The following is a 20,925-nucleotide window of genomic DNA, read 5'->3' as shown; positions in this document are numbered from 1 at the left end:
CGCGGTGGATCCTGATGACCCACGACCGGCTGCAGAAGGACGAGCTGATCCTCACGCACGAGTTCCTGGCGATGATGCTCGGCGTTCGGCGGCCCGGCGTCACGACGGCGACGCATGTGTTGGAGGGCGCGGGCATGATCCGGGCCCGGCGCGGCCGAATCATCGTGACCGACCGCGACAAGCTCGAGGACCTAGCGGGGGATGCCTACGGGCCGGCCGAGGCCGAGTACGAACGGCTCCTCGCCAAGGGTTGACGCACAGCCGATCGAGGCCCGCCCGACATTGCGGAGCCGCCGCCCGGCGGGCATGCTGACGGGCGCGGAATCGACGCGGTTCCGAGCGGATGGGCGGCACCGGCGCGTCGGCGGCGTGCGCGAAGCGTTTCCTTAAAGCCTAGGCCCGAAACTGAGCGGCGATTTCGGTGTGGCCAACGCACCACGCGCTCGGTCCGCTCGGGCACTTGCCAACACCGATGCGCGTCGACGCGCTTTGACGCGCGCTAGAGATCGGTTTACAGGTGACAAGGCACGACAAGCAATAACCATGCCGAATGCAATGTAGCGCGGCTGGTCAATCACGCTGAAAGGGCATCGGGGCCTCTTATGAGTTTGGTGCAACGGCTGGAAGTGCGTCAGGGCCAGTCCCTGGTGATGACGCCGCAGCTCCTGCAAGCGATCAAACTCCTGCAATTGTCGCACCTCGATCTCGCCGCCTATGTCGAGGCCGAGCTGGAGCGCAATCCGCTGCTGGAACGCGCCGAATCCGAGGGCCCTGCGACCGGCGACGCCGAGGCCGCTGGTCCGTCGAACGAGGCGTCCGGCGAGTCCTTCGACGCGGCCGACCCCGATTCGTGGCAGCCCTCCGAGCTCAATCCGAGCCGCGGCGAAATCGAGACCGAGTTCGATACGCGGCTCGACAACGTCTTCCCGGACGACGCCCCCACGCAGGTGCAGGAAGCATCGGGCGGCGACATGCTCTCGCTGACGCCGCCCCCCTATGGCAGCAGCGGCGGCAGCTTCGATTCCGACGCGCCCGATTTCGAGGCCGCCCTGACGGCCGAGATCTCCCTGCGCGATCACCTCGCTAGCCAGCTCGACCTGGCGACCCGCAATCCGACCGATCGGCTGATCGGCGGCTTCCTGATCGACGCGGTCGACGAGGCCGGCTACCTGCGCGAGACGGTCGAGGGCGTGGCCGAGCGCCTAGGCGCCGAGGTCGCCACGGTGGCCCGGGTGCTGACCCTGGTCCAGAGCTTCGACCCGCCCGGCATCGCCGCCCGCGACCTGGCCGAGTGCCTGGCGATCCAGCTGCGCGAGCGCGACCGGTTCGACCCGGCCATGCAGGCCCTGGTCTCGCGCCTCGACCTTGTTGCCAAGCGCGATTTCAGCGCCCTGCGCCGCCTCTGCGGCGTGGACGACGAGGACCTCGTCGAGATGCTGGGCGAGATCCGCCGGCTCGACCCGAAGCCCGGGCGGGCCTTCGGATCGAGCGGCGTCGAGGTGCTGATCCCCGACGTGTTCGTGCGCGCGGCACCGGACGGGTCTTGGCTGGTCGAGCTCAACGGCGAGGCCCTGCCGCGGGTGCTGGTCAACCAGAGCTACTACGCTCGCGTCGTGCGCGGCGCCTCCGCCGAGGGCGACAAAGCCTTCCTCTCCGAGGCGCTGCAGAACGCCAACTGGCTGACCCGCTCCCTGGAGCAGCGCGCCCGCACGATCCTGAAGGTCGCCACCGAAATCGTCCGCCAGCAGGACGGGTTCTTCGTCCACGGCGTCACGCATTTGCGCCCGCTGAACCTGAAGACCGTGGCCGAGGCGATCGGCATGCACGAATCGACCGTGTCCCGGGTCACCTCCAACAAGGCGATCGGCACCAGCCGCGGCACCCTGGAGATGAAATACTTCTTCACCGCGGCGATCCCGGGCGCGGCCGGCATGGCGGCGCATTCCTCCGAGGCGGTGCGCCACCGGATCAAGCAGCTAGTCGACGGCGAGACGCCGGACGACGTGCTGTCCGACGACGCGCTGGTGCAGAAGCTGCGCAGCGAGGGCGTCGACATCGCCCGCCGGACCGTGGCGAAGTACAGGGAATCCCTGCGGATCCCGAGTTCGATCGAGCGCCGCCGGGAGCATTACGCCCACGGCACCGCCCATCACGGCGCGCTCGCCCTGCGCTGAGATCGGCCGGGACGGTCTTGCGCCGCGCCGTCGTCCGGCCCATCGGTCGCGCGCCGAATCACGACGCCCGGACCCGCGATGACTCCTTCCGCCAAGCCCCCGCGCAGCCTCACCGCCATCGTGCTCGCGGCCGGGAAGGGCACGCGGATGCGCTCGGACCTGCCGAAGGTGCTCCACCGGATCGCCGGTCGGACCATGCTCGGCCACGTCCTCGCCGCCGTGCAGGCGGCGGGCGCCGGCCGGATCGCCGTGGTCGCCGAGCCCGGCCGCGAGGATGTCGCCGCCGAGATCGCCCGGGAGGCGCCCGGCGCGCAGGTGTTCCCGCAAGCCGAGCGGCTCGGCACCGCCCACGCGGTTCTGGCCGCCCGGGCCGTGCTCGAAGCGCCGGACGAAGACGTGGTCATCGCCTTCGGCGACACGCCGCTGATCAGCGCCGAGACGTTTTTACGACTTCGCGCGCCGCTGGCGGAGGGCGCGGCGGTCGCGGTCCTCGCCTTCGAGAGCCCGACTCCGACCGGCTACGGCCGGGTGCTCACCGAGGGCAGCCGCGTCTTGGCGATCCGCGAGGAGAAGGACGCGAGCGCGGCCGAGCGGGCCGTGACCCTGTGCAATGCCGGGCTGATGGCCCTCTCGGGGCAACACGCCCTGACGCTGCTCGGGCGCATCGGCAACGACAACGCCGCCGGCGAATACTACCTCCCGGACGCGGTGGCGCTCGCCGTCGCGGAAGGGCTCTCGGTCACGGTCGTGCCCGTAGACGAGGCGGAGGCGCAGGGGGTCAACGACCGGGTGCAGCTCGCCGTCGCCGAGGGCGCGATCCAGGCCCGGCTGCGCCGCAGCGCGATGTTGGGTGGCGCCACGCTGATCGCTCCCGAAACGGTCTTTCTCAGCCACGACACGATCCTCGGACGCGACGTGGTGGTGGAGCCCCACGTGGTGTTCGGGCCGGGCGTGCGGGTCGGGGACGGCTGCACGGTGCGGGCCTTCGCCCACCTCACCGACACGTCCCTGGAGGCGAGCGTCAAGATCGGGCCGTTCGTGCGCCTGCGCGGCCATGCCGTCCTGGAGACGGGCGCGGAACTCGGCAACTTCGTCGAGCTGAAGAATGCCCGGATGGGACCGGGGGCCAAGGCCGCGCACCTCACCTATCTCGGCGACGCGGAGATCGGCGCGAAGGCCAATATCGGCGCCGGCACGATCACCTGCAATTACGACGGCGTGCTCAAGCACCGGACCACGATCGGCGCCGGCGCCTTCATCGGCTCGAACTCGGCGCTCGTGGCCCCGGTCACCGTGGGGGAGGGGGCCTACGTGGCCTCCGGCTCGGTCATCACCGACGATGTGCCGGCGGACGCCATGGCGGTCGCCCGCGGCCGGCAGGCGGTGAAGCCCGGATGGGCGAAGCTGAAGCGGGCCGCACTGCTCGCCGAAAAGGCTTTGCGCGGGGGGCGTTGAGGCACGCAGATCCGGGACCTGCTCTCGATCAGCTCGATCGTGCGATAATCGATCGCGACCCATCTCGGTCGCCCGGCATTTTCGGCTCGGAGTGCCGACGGACCTTGGCTTTCCCTGAGGAAGCGGACGTTCCGTTTTCCGCCTCATCTCGATCGATTCAAGCGCTCGCCGCCGAAGTGGATTTTGGTTCGGCGTCAGCGATCGCGTTGAATCAAGGACTTAGAGCCGTTCCCGATCGCAGCGCGATCGGGAACGGCTCCAGGCAAAAAGCCAGCGGCCAAGCATGCGCCCGAACGGAAACGTGAAAAACCAAGCGCTCAAGAGAGCCCCCGTAATCAGCGACAACACTGTGTAGCGATGGGCATCCACCCGACGCAGGCGGGCATGCCAAGCCAGCATCGGAGCCTGGGTGAGTACGATCATGGAAAGGACGTGGATTGCACTTAGATCGCCCTGGCTGCCGCCGCGGATGCCGAAGCTGAGCAGAGCCGTCGCGGTCATGGACGCGACCTACGCATAACCGAGATGCCCGCGGGCACGCCTGCGCTTGACGCGCCTTCACGCAGCTGGGACACGGCCGCCTTCCCGGACATCGGCCCGCACGATGCTGCTCAACCGCTTGTTTCCCGTCTGCGCCGTCCTGGCCGCGGCCACGGCCTATTTCGCGCCGGACGTGTTCCTGCCGGTGCTCCCGCACGTCGCAATCCTGCTGGCCGTGATCATGTTCGCCCTCGGCGTGACGCTGACGCCCGCGGATTTCGGCCGGATCCTGGCCCGGCCGGCGCCGGTGGCGGCCGGCGTGGTCGTCCACTACCTCGTGATGCCCGCCGCCGCCTGGGCCATCGCCCACGCCCTCGGCATGGGCACCGAGCTCACGACCGGCATGGTGCTGGTCGGCAGCGTCGCCAGCGGCACGAGCTCCACCCTGATGGTCTACATCGCCGGTGGCGATGTCGCGCTGTCGGTGACGATCGCCACGGCGTCGACGCTGGTGGGTCTCGTGGCGACGCCGCTGCTGGTGCGCTTCTACGTCGACGCCGCCGTGCCGGTGGACGTGGCGGGGCTCCTGGCCAGCCTCGTGGAGATCGTGGCCGCGCCGGTAGCTTTGGGGCTGGCGCTCAACCGGGTCGCTCCGCGCCTCGTTGGGCGCATCGAGCGGGCTCTGCCCGCCGTGTCGATGCTCGCGATCCTGCTGATCATCGGCGCCGTCGTGGCCGGCAGCCGGGCGAGCATCGCCGCCGTCGGCCCACTCGTGCTGCTGGCGGTGGTGCTGCACAACGGAGCCGGTCTGGTCTGCGGCTACTGGAGCGGGCGCCTGCTGGGCTTCGATGAGGGCACCTGCCGAACCTTGGCCCTGGAAGTCGGCATGCAGAATTCCGGTCTCGCGGCAACGCTGGGCAAGCTCTATTTCTCGCCGCTGGCTGCTCTGCCGGGCGCGGTCTTCTCCGTGTGGCACAACCTGTCGGGCTCGGTACTCGCCAGTCACTGGTCGGGACGGAACGCAGCCATCGCCACGCGCGGGACCGCGCCCTCATAGGAGAACCGCCGAGGCGACTGCGCACATCAGCATCGGTTCGGCCGGGGCTGGCCCTGCGCGGCTCTGATCCGGTACAAGTCCCGCTTGGCTTGGGCATGAGCGAACGGCCCGGACCTTGTTGCGCGGCGCGTCCGCGCGGCGATCCCGGCCTCAGAGCGAGAGACAATCCCATGTGCGGCATCGTCGGCATCGTCGGGCGCGACGCGGTGGCGGGGCAGGTGATCGAGGCCCTGCGGCGGCTCGAATACCGCGGCTACGATTCCGCCGGCATCGCCACCCTGGAGCACGGGCGCCTGGAGCGTCGCCGCGCTTCGGGCAAGCTCGTCAACCTGGAGGCCAAGCTCGTTCAGGAGCCGCTCACCGGTACGATCGGCATCGGCCACACCCGCTGGGCGACCCATGGCCGGCCCAACGAGACCAACGCCCACCCGCACGCCACCAAGCGCCTCGCCGTCGTCCATAACGGCATCATCGAGAACTTTCGGGAGCTGAAGCACGAGCTGGAGGCGGACGGAATCGTCTTCGAGACCGAGACCGACACCGAGGTCGTGGCCCAGCTGGTCAGCCGCAACATGGACCGGCAGATGAGCCCGGTCGATGCGGTCGCCGCCGCCCTGCCGCGGCTGCGCGGCGCCTTCGCGCTGGGCTTCATCTTCTCCGGCGAGGAGAACCTGCTGATCGGCGCCCGCCACGGCGCGCCGCTCGCGGTCGGCTTCGGCCAGGGCGAGACCTATCTCGGCTCGGATGCCCTGGCGCTGGCCCCGTTCACCGACGCGATCACCTATCTCGACGAGGGCGACTGGGCGATCCTGACCCGCGACAGCGCCGAGATCCGCGACCAGTCCGGCGCCCGCGTCGAGCGCCCGCGCCAGAAGATCGCCACGCAGGCCTACAGGATCGACAAGGGCGAGTACCGCCACTTCATGGCGAAGGAAATCCACGAGCAGCCCGAAGTGGTCGGCCGCACGCTCGCCCACTACGTCGACATGGCGAATGGCCGGGTGATGCTGCCGGAGGCGCTGCCCTTCGATTTCGCCAAGCTCAGTCGGGTCTACATCACCGCCTGCGGCACAGCGTTCTATGCCGGGCTGGTGGCGCGCTACTGGTTCGAGCAGATCGCGCGCCTGCCGGTGGAGATCGATGTCGCCTCGGAGGCCCGCTACCGCGAGGCGCCCCTGGAGAAGGACGGGTTGACGCTCGTCATCTCGCAATCGGGCGAGACCGCCGACACCCTGGCCTCGCTCCGCTACGCCAAGAGCCAGGGCCAGCACACCCTCTGCGTCGTCAACGTGCCGACCTCGACCATCGCGCGGGAATCCTCCGTGGTGATGCCGACGCTCGCCGGCCCCGAGATCGGCGTCGCCTCGACCAAGGCGTTCTCGTGCCAACTCACCGTGCTGCTGTGCCTCGCCATCGCGGCCGGCCGGGCGCGGGGCACGCTGGACGAGGCGGGGGAGCGCCGGCTGGTCGACGCGCTGATCAAGGCGCCGGGCCTGATGGCCGAGGCGCTGACCCGGGAATCGGAGATCGAGCTCCTGGCCCGGGACGTCGCGAAGGCCCGCGACGTGCTCTATCTCGGCCGCGGTACCAGCTACCCGATGGCGCTGGAAGGCGCGCTGAAGCTGAAAGAGATCAGCTACATCCACGCCGAGGGCTACGCGGCCGGCGAGCTGAAGCACGGGCCGATCGCCCTGATCGACGAGAGCGTGCCGGTGATCGTGATCGCGCCCCACGACGCGGTGTTCGAGAAGACGGTCTCGAACATGCAGGAAGTCGCCGCGCGCGGCGGGCGCATCGTGCTGATCGGCGACGCCAAGGGCGCGGCCGAGCACGGCCTCGACACGATGGCCACCGTGACCATGCCGGATCTCGACGCCACCGTGGCACCGATCGTGTACGCGGTGCCGATCCAGCTGGTGGCCTACCACACCGCGGTGTTCATGGGGAAAGACGTCGACCAGCCCCGGAACCTCGCCAAGTCGGTCACTGTCGAGTAGCCGCCGAGACTTGCGATGACCGAGAGAGACGCCGCCGCGATCCGCTGGCTCGAAGGGCAGGAGGGCGCGATGCTGGCCCTGCTCGAAGAGCTGGTGAACATCGATTCCGGCTCCTACGACAAGGCCGGGGTCGATGCGGTGGGCGCCCGCCTCGCGTTCTTCCTGGCCGAGCACGGCGTCTCGGTCACCACCATCCCGGTGGAGGATTACGGCGACGCGCTGAAGGCCCAGGTCGCCGGCTCCGGGGGTGCCAACCGGCCGATCGTGCTGATGGGCCATCGCGACACCGTGTTCCCCAAAGGCGAGGTCGCCCACCGGCCGTTCCGGATCGCGGAGGGCCGCGCCTACGGGCCGGGCGTCGCCGACATGAAGGCCGGGCTGGTGATGAACGCGTTCGTGCTGGCCGCCTTCCACCGGGCCGGCGGCGCGCCGGTGCCGCTGGTCGGCCTGTTCACCAGCGACGAGGAGATCGGCTCGCCGGCCTGCCGGCCGATCATCGAGGAGACCGCCCGCGGCGCCCGCGCGGTGCTGAACGCCGAGCCCGGCCGCCCGACCGGCAACGTCGTCACCGGCCGCAAGGGCGGCGTGTTCATGCACCTCGAGGTCCACGGCCGAGCCGCCCATTCCGGCGGCAATTACGCCGACGGGCGCAGCGCCATCGGGGAACTCGCCCACAAGATCATCGCGCTCCACGCGATCACCGATCTCGACCGCGGCATCACGGTCAATGTCGGGCTGGTCTCGGGCGGCCAGTCGGTGAACACCGTGGCGCCTCGGGCGACCTGCGAGATCGACCTGCGCTACGTCACGCCGCCCGATCGCGACGCCGCCATGAGCCGGATCGCCGCGATCGTCGCGGCTTCGACCGTACCGGACACCCGCGCACAGCTGACCATCAAGGGCGAGTTCCTGCCGCTCGTGCAGGACGACGCCTCGCGCGCGCTGTTCGAGACCTATGCGCGGGTCAGCGCGCAGCATGGCGCCCAGATCGCGGGCGAGTTCGCCGGCGGCTGCGCCGATTCCGGCTTCACCGCCAGCGTCGGCTGCCCGACCCTCTGCGCGGTCGGGCCTGTCGGCGGCAAGGCGCACTCGCCCGAGGAATATCTGGAGATCGCGAGCCTCGTCCCGCGGGCGCGCGCCATCGCCGAGACCATCGCGGCGGCTTGAACATGTGTTCGACCGCGTGATCTCGGTCGCAGGACGTTGACGGACACCGAGAATCCAAATCTCCTCCTCATCCTGAGGTGACGGGCGATCACAGATCGCCCGGCCTCGAAGGAGCCCTCCAGCCAGCCAAGCGCCTTCTGGAGGGCTCCTTCGAGGCCCGCTGACGCGGGCTCCTCAGGATGAGGTCGAGGATGGGAGTGCCGTCGTCAGCCTCGCTTCGAGCCGTGCCCCTCGTTGTCGGGCTCGGGGCAGCGGTGCGTCATCGCTCTTCAGGCCCGCGTTCAGCCCTCGACCAAAGCCAGCGCCGCGTCTGTATAGCGGCGGCCGCTGATCGCCTCGGGCGGCATCGCCGCGTCGATGGCGGCGAGGTCGTCCGCGCTCAGCACGATCTCGGCCGCGGCGGCGTTCTCTTCGAGGTGCCGGATCTTGCGGGCGCCGGGGATCGGCACGATGCCGTCGCCGCGGTGGAGCACCCAGGCCAGGGCGAGCTGCGCCGGCGTGACGCCCTTGTCGGCCGCCAGGGTCGCGAGGGCGTCGATCAGCCTCTGGTTGGCCGCGAGGTTCTCGGCCTCGAAGCGCGGCAGGGTCCGGCGAAAATCGTCCTCTGCAAGGCTGCCGCGGTCACGGATCGCCCCGGTGAGCAGGCCGCGGCCGAGCGGGCTGTAGGGCACGAAGCCGATGCCGAGCTCGACGCAGGTCGGCAGCACCACCGCCTCCGGCTCACGGCTCCACAGGGAGTATTCGCTCTGCACCGCTGCGATCGGGTGGACCGCGTGGGCGCGCCGGATCGTGGCCGCGCCGGCCTCGGACAGGCCCAGCGTCCGCACCTTCCCGGCGCGCACGAGATCCGCCATCGCACCGACCGTGTCCTCGATCGGCACCGCCGGATCGACCCGGTGCTGGTAGAACAGGTCGATCACCTCGACGCCGAGGCGCTGCAGCGAGGCATCGCAGACCGCGCGGACATGCTCGGGCCGGCTGTCGACGCCGATGATGCGGTCCCGGCCCTGGCCGGTCTCGGCGATCTTGAAGCCGAACTTGGTGGCGATGACGACCTGGTCGCGGACCGGCGCCAGGGCCTTCCCGACCAGCGTCTCGTTCTCGAACGGCCCATACATCTCGGCGGTGTCGAAGAAGGTGATGCCGAGATCGACTGCCCGGCGCAGCGTGGCGATGGCCTCCGCCTCCGGCTGGCCGCCATAAGCGAAGCTCATGCCCATGCAGCCGAGGCCGAGGGCGGAAACGGAGAGTTCGGAACCGAGTCGACGCTGTTGCATGTGACTTTCCCTGTGAGTCGCCTGGCCGAAGCCGCCCGGACTCTGCGCAGATGCCCGCGATAGGATAATCCGTGTTTTGCAGCGCAGCCTGTCCTATCCGGCGCAACAGTGAAACGCACCGATCTCCCCGCCCTCTCGATCTTCGCCGCTGTTGCGGGCCGCCGCAGCTTTCGCGGGGCGGCCCGCGATCTCGGGCTGTCCGTCTCGGCGGTGAGCCACGCGATCAACGGCCTCGAAGCGAGCCTGGGAATCCGGATCCTGGCCCGGACCACCCGCAGCGTCGCCCCGACCGAGGCCGGACAGCGCCTGCTCGACGGGCTCGAACCGGCGCTGGCGGCGATCGCCGAGGCGGTCGAGGCCGCCACCGCCGCGCAGCAGCGGCTCTCGGGGACGCTGCGCTTCTCGGTGCCGCACTCGGCCGCCGAGATGCTGCTGCTGCCGCTCGCCGTGTCGTTCACGCACGCGCATCCCGATGTCGCGATCGAGATCCGGGCGCAGGACGACCTGCGCGACATCGTGGCGGAAGGTTTCGATGCCGGAGTGCGGTTCGAGGAGAGCCTAGAGCAGGACATGATCGCGGTCCCGCTCGGGCCGGCGCAATGCGCGGCGATCGTCGCGGCGCCGTCGTATTTCGCGGATCGGCCGCAGCCGATGACGCCGCAGGATCTGCACGATCACATTTGCATCAACCGCCGATTCACCGGCGGCGCCCTCTACCGCTGGGACCTCGAGAAGGACGGCGCGGCCCTGGCCGTCTCCGTCTCCGGAAGCCTGATCCTCGACGACATGCGCCTCATCGCAGAGGCGGCCCGGATGGGGGCCGGCCTCGCCTACCTGTTCGAGGCGCAGGTGACCGACGACCTCGCATCAGGCCGGCTGGTCCGCGTGCTGGAGGATTGGTGCCCGCGCTTTCCGGGCTTCTTCCTCTACTACCCGTGCCGCCAGCTGATGCGGCCGGTGCTCCGGGCGTTCCTCGATTTCGTGCGGGCCGAGGGGGTGGGCGCACGATCGCCGGGGGCGGTTGCGTGAGGTCGAACTCCGATTCCGGTTCGAAGACCGAGCTTCATCGGATTGCGCATGCGGCGCGGATCTTCCTCGAATCGCATTGGCCTGCGTGGCACGAGCGATGGGGACCGCCTCGTCCGACCTGCGCGTCGCAGTGGACTTGCGTCCGGTCCAGTCTCTTCGTCCAAAGGGCGCTCATCCACGCGAAGATCTGCGCCACGATCGCGAGCGGTGTCCCAACGGCCGGGGGCCAATGCGGCTTCTTTGACGGGCTGTCCTGGAACAGCCATGCCTGGGTGCGCACCGACAGCGCGATCGTCGATGTGACGGCCGATCAGTTCTCGGCTGCGGACGTGATCGTCACGCCGCTCACGGACCCTCGCTACCGCAAGGGTCTCGAACCCGTAGCGCAACTTCCTGGCGGGACGTCGGCGCTATCAGCGGTGGATGCGATCTGGCCAGCCTGGATCGCAGGGCAATCGGAATCCGTTCAGAGCCGCCTAGACAACTCAGGTCACTCCGTCGTCGGCTCCGAACGCTCTGAATGATGAGGGTGGCTGTTCGGGCTTGGGCGGGGGCGGTTGCCGTATAGAGCGCTCCGCCCCCGAGCCGTCTCACGCAGCCGTGCGATACCGCTCCGCCGGCTCGGCCTGGCCGAGGTTCGGGATCATGGCGGTCCGCGCCCGGTCAAAGGCGTCCCACTGCGACGCGTCGGGCAGGGGCGGGATGGTCACGGTCTCGCGCCGGTCGAAGCCAACCAGGGCGGCGTCGACCAGGGCGTCCGTCTCCATGACCGCCGGCAGGGCGTTCACGTCGATGCCGGCGTGCTGCCAGATCTCGGTCCGGGTCGCGGCCGGCAGGACCGCCTGCACGTAGACGCCCTTGGGCCCGAGCTCGGTGTGGAGCGCTTGGCTGAGATACTGCACGAAGGCCTTGGTCGCGCCGTAGACCGCCATGCCGAATTCCGGGACGAAGCCGACCACCGAGCCGATATTGACGATGGTCCCGCTTCCGGCCGCGACGAAGCGGGGTGCCACCGCGGCTGCAAGGCGCGTCAGGGCGGTGACGTTGAGGGCGATCAGGTCAGCGATCTGATCCGACCCCTGTCCGACGAAGCCGCCGGCGAGCGCCGCGCCGGCATTGTTCACCAGAACGCCGATCCGGGCATCCTCGCGCAGGCGCGTTTCGATCGCGGCGAGGTCGGCCGGCCGGGTCAGGTCGGCCTGGAGGATGTCGACCGTGACGCCGGCCTCCCGGCGCAGGCGCTCGGCCAAAGCCTCCAGGCGCGTGCCGTTCCGGGCGACGAGGACGAGATCGTGGCCGCGCCGGGCGAAACGGTCAGCGTAGACCGCGCCGATGCCCGAGGAGGCACCGGTGACGAGGACGGCAGGCTTGCTGGACATGGGCGAAATCCCTATCTCTAAACATGATCATCATCATGTATCGCAAACATGATGATGATCATGATTGAGGTCAAGCGAGCCTCGTCCCGCGGGCGTGAGATTGCGCACATGAAGGTCAGCCGCGAGCAGATGGTCGAGAACCGGCGCCGGATCCTCGAAGCGGCCGGGCGGCTGTTCCGCGCCCGCGGCTTCGAGGCGGTGACGGTGGCCGAGGTGATGCGGGAGGCGGGCCTCACCCATGGCGGCTTTTACGGCCACTTCCGGTCGAAGGACGATCTGATCGCCGCGACACTGGCCGAACTGGTGGTGGCTCCGGAGCCCGAGCCGACGGCGATGTCCGACTACGCGGCGCGCTATCTCAGCCCCGGCCATCGCGACAATCCCGGAGGCGGCTGCCCGGTGGCGGCGCTCGTCTCAGAGACGATCCGGCAGGCGCCCGTAGCGCGGGCGGCGATGACCGAGGGCCTGCGCCGGCAGATCGCCCGGCTCGCCGACGGCGCCGATGCGGCGGATTCGGAGGCCGCCCGCCAAGCCGCGATCGGAAGCTGGGCCGCCATGGTCGGCGCGATGATCTTTGCCCGGATGAGCGACGATCCGGACTTGTCGGACGAGGTGCTGGCGCAGACCCGCGCCTGGATCGCCCGGGCATTACCTGCAGGGGCGGCCGAATGAGCCGGCCCGCGTCGGGGCCGGACGCAACATCCGGGTGGGGCCCACCCGAGTGGCGCTCTCAGCACCCGCTTGCGCTGGGGGGCCGCATCGATCAGTTTTCAGGCATCCAGTGGGCCCCGCATCTGGATCTCGCTCGAGGAACCGCACCGTCCGTGCATCTCCTGATCGTCGACGACCATCCGCTGTTCCGTGATGCCCTGGCGGCCACGATCCGTCTCGCCCATCCGGACGCCGTCCTGCACGAGGCCGACGGGATCGAGCCGGCCTGCGCCGTGCTGGCCGAGAACCGGAGCATCGACCTCACGCTCCTCGACCTGTCGATGCGGGGCGTCACCGGCTTCGACGGGCTGATCACGATCCGGGCCCGCTTCCCGCGCATCCCGATCCTGATCGTGTCCGGCCATGAGGATCCGCGCATCGTCCGCGAGGCCCTGCAGCACGGGGCCGCGGGCTTCGTGCCCAAGGCCATGGACAAGACCACTCTGACCCGGGCGATCGCCGAGGTGATGAGCGGCGCCCTGTTCCTGCCTCCCGGCCTCGCCGAGGCGAGCGCACCGGCGCCGCACACGAAGAAGGCGCCGCTCGCCGAGCGCCTCGCCCGGCTCACGCCGCAGCAATTGCGGGTGCTGATGATGATCCGCCAGGGCAAGCTGAACAAGCAGATCGCCCACGAGCTTCAGGTCGGCGATTCCACCGTGAAGGCCCATGTCTCGGAGATCCTGCGCAAGCTCGAGGTGATCAGCCGGACGCAGATCGTGATCGACACGGCGGCGCTCGATTTCGACCGGATCCACAACGCCCATCCGGCCTGACAGGCCCGGATTTCGTATCAGGCCACGCGCTCGACCAGGGCGCGGACCTCGGCGCGATCCATCGGCTCCACATCGACCGAGCGATGGATCGACAGGCCCTCGATCAAGGCGTCAAGGGCCTTCGCCGTATCGGCCGAAAAATGCTGCCGCAGGGCCGCGCGGCTCTTCTCCATCCAGGCCTGCATGACCAGGCGCAGCGGCGGGTTGCGGGCGGCGAAGGCGTAGAGCTCGTAGCTCAGCAGCATGTTGCGCGGCGTCGCCCAGCTGTCGTCGACGATGAGATCGACCACGGCCTCGCAGGCCTCTTCGCGGTTCGAGGCCGCAGCCAGCCGCTCGGTGAAGCGCGCCGACACCGTATCGGCCAGCAGGGTGAAGGCCTCGGTGATCAACTCGACCAGGCCGGAGAAGTGGTAGGTCATCGAGCCGAGCGGCACGTCGGCCGCCGCCGCGACCCGGCGATGCGTCGTCCCGGCGACGCCGTGCTCGGCGATGACGTCGAGGGTCGCCTGGACGATGCGGGCGCGGCGGTCCGGGTCGTAGCGGCGCTGGGACGAGGGCACACAAGGCTCCTGAGAGGGACGACCGGTTCAGAGCGGGTTGGCATCCGCACCCGATGCGTACATATGTACGCATCGCCGAGACGGCTCGGAAGTTCCCGATCCCGGCTTCGGCGCAAACCTGAACCGGGGAGGATGCCGATGCGGACCGAACGCGAGAAGATGCTGGCGGGCGAGCTCTACGACGCGCTCGATCCCGAACTGGTCGCGGCCCGCGCCCGGGTGCGGGATCTCTGCCAGCAGCTCAACGCCACGCGCGATGCCGACGAGGCCCTGCGCCGGGACCTGTGCCAGCAGATCTTCGGGGTCGGCGGCGATACGGTCTGGATGCAGCCGCCGTTCTTCTGCGACTACGGGTCGAACATCGAGCTTGGCGAGCGGGTGTATTTCAACTTCAACTGCGTCATCCTGGATGTCTGCCGCGTCCGGATCGGCAGCTTCACCCTGTTCGGTCCGGCGGTTCAGATCCTGACGCCCCTGCACCCCACCAACGCGGCCCTGCGCCGGGTCCAGGAATACGGCAAGCCGATCGAGATCGGGTCGGATGTCTGGGTCGGCGGCGGCGCCCTGATCCTGCCCGGCGTGACCATCGGGTCCCGCACGGTGATCGGCGCCGGCAGCGTGGTCACCCGCGACGTGCCGGACGGGGTCCTGGCCGCCGGGAATCCGTGCCGGGTGATCCGCGCGATCAGCGACGACGAGCGGCAATCCTACGGATCCGCGCCCTGAGGATTAGGGACGAGCCGGTTGCAACTGCGGCGCAGGACTCTGGCCGTTCTATCCCGGGGCCGGCCCCGGGATAGAACGCGCGGGTCGCGGAGGGCGGCGCCGCTCAGGCGCCGAGGCCGCCGACGCAGAGGTACTTGGTGTTCAGATAATCCTCGATGCCCTGGTAGGAGCCCTCGCGGCCGAGGCCGGATTCCTTCACGCCGCCGAAGGGCGCCACCTCGGTGGTGATGATCCCCTCGTTGATGCCGACCATGCCGTATTCCAGCGCCTCGGCGACCCGGAAGGTGCGGCCGAGATCGCGGGTGTAGAAGTAGCAGGCCAACCCGAACTCGGTGTCGTTGGCCATGTGGATCGCCTCCGCCTCGTCGCGGAACCGGAACAGCGGCGCCAGCGGCCCGAACGTCTCCTCCCGGGCCACCGCCATGTCGGGGGTCGCGCCGGTGATCACGGTCGGCTCGAAGAACTGGCCGCCCAGCGCGTGGCGATGGCCGCCGGCGACCACCCGGCCGCCCTTCTCGACGGCATCGCGGATATGGGCTTCGGTCTTCTCCACCGCGGCCATGTCGATCAGCGGCCCCTGGGCAACGCCCTCGTCGATGCCGTTGCCGACCTTCAGGCGGTTGGCAGCCTCGGCCATCTTGTCGGCGAAGGCGTCGTAGATCCCGTCCTGCACCAGGAAGCGGTTGGTGCAGATGCAGGTCTGACCGGAATTGCGGTACTTGGCGAGCATCGCACCGGCCACCGCCCGGTCGAGATCGGCGTCGTCGAACACGATGAAGGGGGCATTGCCGCCCAATTCCATCGAGACCTTCTTCACCGTGTGCGAGGCCTGCTCGAGCAGAACCTTGCCGACCTCGGTAGAGCCGGTGAACGTAATTTTTTTGACCTGCGGGTTGCCGGTCATCTCACCGCCGATGGCCCGGGCCGAGCCGGTGAGGATGCTGACGGTTCCGGCTGGGAAGCCGGCCTTCTCGCACAGCACGCCCCAGGCGAGGCCCGAGAGCGGGGTCTGGGAGGCCGGCTTGATCACGATCGGGCAGCCGGCCGCCAGCGCCGGAGCGATCTTGCGGGCGATCATCGAGGACGGGAAGTTCCACGGGGTGATCGCCGCGACCACGCCCACGGGCTCCTTGGTCACCAGGATCTTGCGGTCGCCCCAAGGGGAGGGGATCACGTCGCCGTAGACGCGCCGCGCCTCTTCGGCGAACCACAGCACGTAGGCCGCCGACATCGCGACCTCGCCGCGGGATTCGGCGAGCGACTTGCCCTGCTCGGCGGTGAGGATCTGGGCCAGATCCTCCTGGTTCTCGGTGACCAGGGCGGCGAGCTTGCGCAGCAGCACGGCGCGCTCGTTGGCGGTCTTGGCGCGCCAGGCCGGATAGGCGTCGTGCGCTGCCTGGATCGCCCGGCGGGTCTCCTCGGCGCCGGCATTCGGCACCCGGGCGATCACCGCGCCGGTGGCCGGGTTGGTGACCTCGATGGTGCCGGACCCGGCCTTCGACCATTCCCCGCCGATCAGGCAGGCTTCGACCAGGAGGGCGCGGTCCTTCAGGGTGAGTGTATCGGACTCAGGCATTCAACGGTTCCTTCGGCGGCTGCGGCCTGTCCGGCTGAGACAGGGCCGTCCGCGACTTGAGGGGCACGCTCTGGGCCGTATTCCTCGCCTGCGCCTCGGCTTTTGTCTCGAAGACATGCGGAGCCAGATCGCGGCTCGCCAACGAGGCACCGAGTTTCAATCGCAAGAACGCGCTCGTGGTGTAGCGCGATGCCGTCTCGTAGTACCGGTTCTCCAGATAGGCGATCGCTGAGAAATAAGCATCGCTCACCGTCGGGTCGATCTCGAACCCGTCGTAATTGGCGATCAGGTGGACCTTGCGGCCGATTTCCTGGCAGGCGCGCTCATATTCCCGGCGCACCAGTTCCACGTCGTCGATGGTCCGGACCTGAAAACCTTCGAGGTTCGAGAACAGGATGTTGCGCTCCCGATCGTAGCTGATTCGCTCCGACAGGGAGAGCCCGAGGAGCCAGGGCTCCAGCCCCATCACGGCGTCGCGGAACAGCCGGGGATCCATCGGCTTCGGGTCCTGCACGATCGGCGTGAAACCCATCTGCCCGAGGATGTCCCGCGCGATGTCGACCCCGGGGGCGACCTCGGCGAGTTCCATGCCGGCCTTGGTCCGGCGGAAGACGCAGCGCTCGGTCACGTAGAGCACCGGCTGGCCGCGCTCGGCCGCGTAGGCGCCCGAGAAGGTCACCTGCTCGACGGCCGCGATGAACTTTTTCGAGCGCCCCTCGGTGACGATCCGGATGCCGTCGCCCTCGACCACCACCTCCAGCCCATCGGCCGTGAAGGTGCCGGCGAAGACCAGGCTTTTCGCATTCTGCGAGATGTTGATGAAGCCGCCCGCACCTGCGAGTCGCTTGCCGAAGCGGCTGACATTGACGTTGCCCTCGGCGTCGCATTGCGCGAGCCCCAGGCAGGCGAGATCGAGGCCGCCGCCGTCGTAGAAATCGAATTGCTGGTTCTGGTGCAGCACCGCCGCCGGGTTCAGCGCGGCGCCGAAATCGAGCCCGCCCTGCGGCAGGCCGCCGATCACCCCGGGCTCGGCGGTGAGCGTCAGGTATTTCAGCACCCGCTCCTCGGCGGCCACCACGGCGACCCCCTCGGGCATGCCGATGCCGAGATTGACCACGCCGCCCGGCGGCAGCTCGAAGGCGCAGCGTCGGGCGATGACCTTGCGGGCATCGAGCGGGATCGGCGGGATCCGGTCGAGGGGCACGCGCTGGCGGCCCGTGAAGGCGTGGTTGTAGGCGGTGCCGTAGGTCTGGCGGTGGTTCTCCGGCTGGCTCAGCACCACGCAATCGACCAGGATTCCCGGCACCTGCACCTCGCGGGGGGCGAGCGAGCCGGCCTCGGCCAGGCGCTCGACCTGGGCGATGACGAAGCCGCCCGAGTTCTTGGCCGCCATGGCAGCGGCGAGGTTGTCGAGGGTGAGCGCCTCGCGCTCCATGGTGATGTTGCCGGCCGGATCCGCCGTGGTGCCGCGGATCAGCGCGATGTTCACCGGGAACGCCTTGTAGTGCAGCCACGACTCGCCGCCGAGCTCGACCACGCTGACCAGGTCCTCATGAGTCACCGCATTGAGCTTGCCGCCTTCGAGTCGCGGATCGACGAAAGTGCGTAAGCCCACCTTGGTGATGTGGCCCGGCGTGTGGGCCGCGATCTCCCGGTAGAGATGCGACACCACCCCGAGCGGCAGGTTGTAGGCTTCGATCTGGCCGTCGATCGCCATCTTGGCGAGCTTGGGCACCAGCGCCCAATGGCCGCCGACCACCCGGCGCACCAGCCCGGGGATCGCCAGCCGGTTGAGGCCGCGCTCCTTGCCGTCACCGGGCGCGGCCGCGAACATCAGCCCGAGCCCGTGCGGCCCGTGGCCGGCCTCGAACCGCCGGGCCAGCGCCAGGATCAGCTCGTCCGGCGTGCCGATGCCGACGAAGCCCGAGACCGCGACCATGTCGCCGTCCTGCAGGATGGCGAGCGCCTCGTCGGCACTGACGATCTTGTTCTTCAGGCTGCCCATGCGGTTATCCTCGGAGCCTGGAATCGGACATCATCGCGATCGGAGCACCGGCCGATCCCACCCATCACCCTCATCCTGAGGTGCCGGGCGATCGCAGATCGTTCGGCCTCGAAGGAGCCCTCCAGAGGCCGCTGCGATCCCTGGAGGGCTCCTTCGAGGGCGACGCTGCGCGCCGCCGCCTCAGGATGAGGGAGAGATCCGGATCGGCCGACGGTATTGGCCCGCAATGTGGCGCGGGATCCGCGCGTCCTCCCTCCCCCCTCTGCGGGGGAGGGTGGGCCGGCCGTCAGGCCGGGTCGGGAGAGGGGAGCGACGCTGCCGGAATGGTCGCAACGGGCGTCATATCCACCACCGTCGCGCTGCCCCTCTCCCCCCCTGCTCCGCAGGGTACCCTCCCCCGCAGAGGGGGGAGGGGGACAAGCGGCGCGTTTCTCATCCACGAACCTGCACCCCGCGGCTTCCCTGTGGCCGCGCATCAGCCTACCCACGCGCGCCCAGCCAGTCGGCGATGCCGGAGCCCAGCAACTTCTGGGCCTTGCCGCCGACGAAGACGCCGACATGGCCGCCGGGCAGGCCGAGCTCGGTGTAGTCGTCAGTGCCGATCTTGTCCTTGAGCGCCTGGGAGGTCGCCGGCGGGATGATGTGGTCGTCCTGGGCGAAGACGTTGAGCACCGGGCAGGCGATGCGCTTCAGGTCGACCGTGCGGCCGCCGAGCACGAAGGTGCTCTGGACCAGCTTGTTGTCCTGATAGAGGTCCTTGAGCCATTGCTTGGCGGCCTCGCCCGGATGGTCCGGCCGGTCGGCGATCCACTTCTCCATGCGGAGGAAGTTCAAGAACTTCTTCTTGTCGTCGAGGGCGTCGAGCAAGTCGAGGTTGTACTTCGTCATGGTCCGCATCGGCGTCATCATCGAGAACACCGAGCCCATGAACGCCCCGGGCAGCGAGCCCTGCGCGTCGATCAGGCGGTCGATATCCTCGGGCGAGAGCGAGCGTGTCCAGAGATTGATGAAACCGTGCCCGGCCCGGGTCTCGCCCGTATCCGCGTGGAAATCGATCGGCGTGATCGTCAGCACCATCGCGTTGACGCGCTCCGGGTAGAGCGCCGCGTAGCAGGTGGTGAAGACGCCACCCTCGCAGATCCCGAGCAGGTTGATTGTTTCGCGCCCCGCGGCCGCACCGACGAAGGCGACGCATTCGGCGAGATAATCGTCGACGTAGTCGTCGATGGTGACGTAGCGGTCGGCCCGGCCGGGATTGCCCCAATCGACCACGTAGAGGTCGAGGCCGAGATTGAGCAGGTTGCGGACCAGCGAGCGGTCCTCCTGCAGGTCGGCCATCGTGTAGCGACCGATCAGCCCGTAGACGATCAGCACCGGCGGCAAACCCTTGCTCTCGGCCAGCGGCCGGTAGCGGTAGAGCGAGACCTTGTCCTGGCTCCAGACCAGGTCCTTGGGCGTGGTGGCGATCTGCACGTCGGCGTCGCGCACGTCCGAGAACAGCTTGGCACCCGCGCTGATCCGGCGGCCCAGCTCGGCGACCTCGGCCATCATCTCGGCAGGGTTGAGAGGCAGCGGAGCGACGGGGGCCTTCGGGACTTCCTGCTCAGCCATGGGCCGTCTCCGCTTCCTGCGCGACCGTGCCGTTCATCTTCGAAACCCGGGCGGCCTCCCGGCGCTCCCGGCGCAGGGCGCGGACTTCCCGGCGCAGCTCGGTCAGGCTCTTGTGCACGTCGTCGAGCTCGGCCCGGGTCGGTTGCCCGTAGAAGTCGGACAGGAAGGCCGAGAGGTCCTGCTGGGCGAGCCGCAGGTCGGTCGACGCCTTCAGCACCACCCGCTGCGAGGCCAGGAACGCCTCGGAGCGCTGGACCTCCAGCAGCACCGCGTTGGCAGTCTCGGTCCAGCGGGTCATCATCTCGCGGGCGGAGCTGAACCCCTCGCCGCGGTCGGCCCGGGCATTGGCCTCCTTGGCGAAGGTGCCGGCCGCCCGGGTCCAGGCGTTCAGCATCACCGCCTGATGCTCGGCCTGCGCCCGCCGCAGCGCCGCCCAGGCGGTGAACAGCGCGCCATAGCGCCGCTCGGTCTGCCATAGGTCGGCGAGCTGCGGACCTTCCGACATCCGGGTCAGCGCCGCGTCGAACTCGGCCGAGCCGCCGAGCCAGGCTTGCGGATCGAAGATCTTTGCCAGCACCGCCCCGGCGGTCGGGTCCGGCGCAGAGGCGCCGCCCTGCAGCGACGCGGTCAGGGTCTGCGACAGGGCGGTCGCCGAGGCCCAGGCCTGGGCGAGGTGGCTTTGCGCCGTGGCGAGGCTGGCGAGATCGGTCTGCGGCGGGGTCGGCCAGGTAAAGCCCGGCGTGGCGCCGGGAGACAGGAAACCCGCGCCGGCCCGGGCCCAGAATTCGCCCATCGCCTTGAACGCGTCGAACTGGTCCATGACGGCGTTTCTCCCAGCCGGTCCGGCTTTGCGATGCCGGTATGAGCTTTTTGATCCAACGTGTGCCCGTCGGACCCCACCGAACGCCAACCCAGCCTCCTCATCCTGAGGTGCCGGACGATCGGAGA

The 20,925-nt window shown here is 69.4% G+C and carries 19 protein-coding genes; 11 read left to right on the top strand and 8 right to left on the bottom strand.

Features of this window, described 5'->3' with window-relative positions; genetic code table 11:
• From MKK67_RS16695 to glmU, 3 genes are all read left to right on the top strand, one after another.
• Positions 1-254 (top strand): helix-turn-helix domain-containing protein (locus MKK67_RS16695; protein WP_243966286.1); only part of this gene is annotated, 254 nt, incomplete at its 5' end.
• A 348-nt stretch (positions 255-602) separates the two neighbouring features.
• Positions 603-2,174, top strand: coding sequence for an RNA polymerase factor sigma-54 (gene rpoN / locus MKK67_RS16690; protein WP_243966285.1), 1,572 nt, complete (start codon positions 603-605; stop codon positions 2,172-2,174).
• 78 nt (positions 2,175-2,252) lie between these two features.
• Entirely contained in the window at positions 2,253-3,629 is a 1,377-nt protein-coding gene (gene glmU / locus MKK67_RS16685) for a bifunctional UDP-N-acetylglucosamine diphosphorylase/glucosamine-1-phosphate N-acetyltransferase GlmU (protein WP_243966284.1), read from the top strand.
• 219 nt (positions 3,630-3,848) lie between these two features.
• Here the strand turns inward: glmU and MKK67_RS16680 are convergent, their stop codons facing one another.
• The gene (locus MKK67_RS16680; RefSeq protein ID WP_243966283.1) at positions 3,849-4,130 is read right to left on the bottom strand and encodes a hypothetical protein; all 282 of its coding nucleotides are present in this window, start codon (positions 4,128-4,130) and stop codon (positions 3,849-3,851) included.
• A 103-nt stretch (positions 4,131-4,233) separates the two neighbouring features.
• On the opposite strand from MKK67_RS16680, the gene MKK67_RS16675 reads away from it, so the two are divergent.
• The 3 genes from MKK67_RS16675 to MKK67_RS16665 all read left to right on the top strand — a co-directional run bounded on the left by MKK67_RS16675 (position 4,234) and on the right by MKK67_RS16665 (position 8,330).
• Positions 4,234-5,166 (top strand): bile acid:sodium symporter family protein, encoded by a 933-nt coding sequence (locus MKK67_RS16675; protein WP_243966282.1) that lies wholly within the window; start codon positions 4,234-4,236, stop codon positions 5,164-5,166.
• Between the two features lie 170 nt (positions 5,167-5,336).
• Entirely contained in the window at positions 5,337-7,163 is a 1,827-nt protein-coding gene (glmS, locus tag MKK67_RS16670) for a glutamine--fructose-6-phosphate transaminase (isomerizing) (protein WP_243966281.1), read from the top strand.
• A gap of 15 nt (positions 7,164-7,178) precedes the next feature.
• On the top strand, positions 7,179-8,330 hold the full coding sequence (locus MKK67_RS16665) for a M20 family metallopeptidase (RefSeq protein WP_243966280.1): 1,152 nt from the start codon (positions 7,179-7,181) through the stop codon (positions 8,328-8,330).
• 281 nt (positions 8,331-8,611) lie between these two features.
• On the opposite strand, the gene MKK67_RS16660 is transcribed toward MKK67_RS16665, so the two are convergent.
• Positions 8,612-9,607: an aldo/keto reductase gene (locus MKK67_RS16660; RefSeq protein WP_243966278.1), complete on the bottom strand. Its 996-nt coding sequence runs from the start codon at positions 9,605-9,607 to the stop codon at positions 8,612-8,614.
• A 108-nt stretch (positions 9,608-9,715) separates the two neighbouring features.
• Here MKK67_RS16660 and MKK67_RS16655 point away from each other — a divergent pair, with 108 nt between their 5' ends.
• Together MKK67_RS16655 and MKK67_RS16650 are read left to right on the top strand one after the other, a co-directional pair.
• Positions 9,716-10,636: a LysR family transcriptional regulator gene (locus MKK67_RS16655; protein ID WP_243966277.1), complete on the top strand. Its 921-nt coding sequence runs from the start codon at positions 9,716-9,718 to the stop codon at positions 10,634-10,636.
• A gap of 272 nt (positions 10,637-10,908) precedes the next feature.
• Positions 10,909-11,160 carry a hypothetical protein gene (locus MKK67_RS16650; protein ID WP_243966275.1) on the top strand — a complete coding sequence of 84 codons (252 nt, stop codon included), beginning with the start codon at positions 10,909-10,911 and terminating at the stop codon, positions 11,158-11,160.
• Between the two features lie 66 nt (positions 11,161-11,226).
• Here the strand turns inward: MKK67_RS16650 and MKK67_RS16645 are convergent, their stop codons facing one another.
• Positions 11,227-12,015: an SDR family NAD(P)-dependent oxidoreductase gene (locus tag MKK67_RS16645; RefSeq protein ID WP_243966273.1), complete on the bottom strand. Its 789-nt coding sequence runs from the start codon at positions 12,013-12,015 to the stop codon at positions 11,227-11,229.
• Positions 12,016-12,123: 108 nt separating this feature from the next.
• Here MKK67_RS16645 and MKK67_RS16640 point away from each other — a divergent pair, with 108 nt between their 5' ends.
• Both MKK67_RS16640 and MKK67_RS16635 read left to right on the top strand, forming a co-directional pair.
• Positions 12,124-12,687: a TetR/AcrR family transcriptional regulator gene (locus tag MKK67_RS16640; protein ID WP_243966270.1), complete on the top strand. Its 564-nt coding sequence runs from the start codon at positions 12,124-12,126 to the stop codon at positions 12,685-12,687.
• A 152-nt stretch (positions 12,688-12,839) separates the two neighbouring features.
• Positions 12,840-13,499 carry a response regulator gene (locus MKK67_RS16635; protein ID WP_243966268.1) on the top strand — a complete coding sequence of 220 codons (660 nt, stop codon included), beginning with the start codon at positions 12,840-12,842 and terminating at the stop codon, positions 13,497-13,499.
• A gap of 17 nt (positions 13,500-13,516) precedes the next feature.
• On the opposite strand, the gene MKK67_RS16630 is transcribed toward MKK67_RS16635, so the two are convergent.
• Positions 13,517-14,059 carry a TetR/AcrR family transcriptional regulator gene (locus MKK67_RS16630; RefSeq protein ID WP_243966266.1) on the bottom strand — a complete coding sequence of 181 codons (543 nt, stop codon included), beginning with the start codon at positions 14,057-14,059 and terminating at the stop codon, positions 13,517-13,519.
• Positions 14,060-14,197: 138 nt separating this feature from the next.
• On the opposite strand from MKK67_RS16630, the gene MKK67_RS16625 reads away from it, so the two are divergent.
• Positions 14,198-14,785, top strand: coding sequence for a sugar O-acetyltransferase (locus MKK67_RS16625; RefSeq protein WP_243966264.1), 588 nt, complete (start codon positions 14,198-14,200; stop codon positions 14,783-14,785).
• A 103-nt stretch (positions 14,786-14,888) separates the two neighbouring features.
• Here MKK67_RS16625 and MKK67_RS16620 read toward each other — a convergent pair whose 3' ends face one another.
• From MKK67_RS16620 to MKK67_RS16605, 4 genes are all read right to left on the bottom strand, one after another.
• Positions 14,889-16,361 carry an NAD-dependent succinate-semialdehyde dehydrogenase gene (locus MKK67_RS16620; protein ID WP_243966263.1) on the bottom strand — a complete coding sequence of 491 codons (1,473 nt, stop codon included), beginning with the start codon at positions 16,359-16,361 and terminating at the stop codon, positions 14,889-14,891.
• On the bottom strand, positions 16,354-18,366 hold the full coding sequence (locus MKK67_RS16615) for an acyl CoA:acetate/3-ketoacid CoA transferase (protein ID WP_243966262.1): 2,013 nt from the start codon (positions 18,364-18,366) through the stop codon (positions 16,354-16,356). Before MKK67_RS16615 ends, MKK67_RS16620 begins: the two co-directional genes overlap by 8 nt.
• Positions 18,367-18,846: 480 nt before the next feature.
• Positions 18,847-19,977 carry a class III poly(R)-hydroxyalkanoic acid synthase subunit PhaC gene (phaC, locus tag MKK67_RS16610; RefSeq protein ID WP_243966261.1) on the bottom strand — a complete coding sequence of 377 codons (1,131 nt, stop codon included), beginning with the start codon at positions 19,975-19,977 and terminating at the stop codon, positions 18,847-18,849.
• Complete coding sequence (locus tag MKK67_RS16605; protein WP_243966260.1) at positions 19,970-20,797, bottom strand: poly(R)-hydroxyalkanoic acid synthase subunit PhaE; 828 nt, start codon at positions 20,795-20,797, stop codon at positions 19,970-19,972. Before MKK67_RS16605 ends, phaC begins: the two co-directional genes overlap by 8 nt.
• Positions 20,798-20,925 lie beyond the last annotated feature (128 nt).

Source organism: Methylobacterium sp. J-072 (assembly GCF_022829425.1).
Classification (GTDB): Bacteria; Pseudomonadota; Alphaproteobacteria; order Rhizobiales; family Beijerinckiaceae; genus Methylobacterium.
This window is presented reverse-complemented; position numbering and strand designations above follow the sequence as displayed.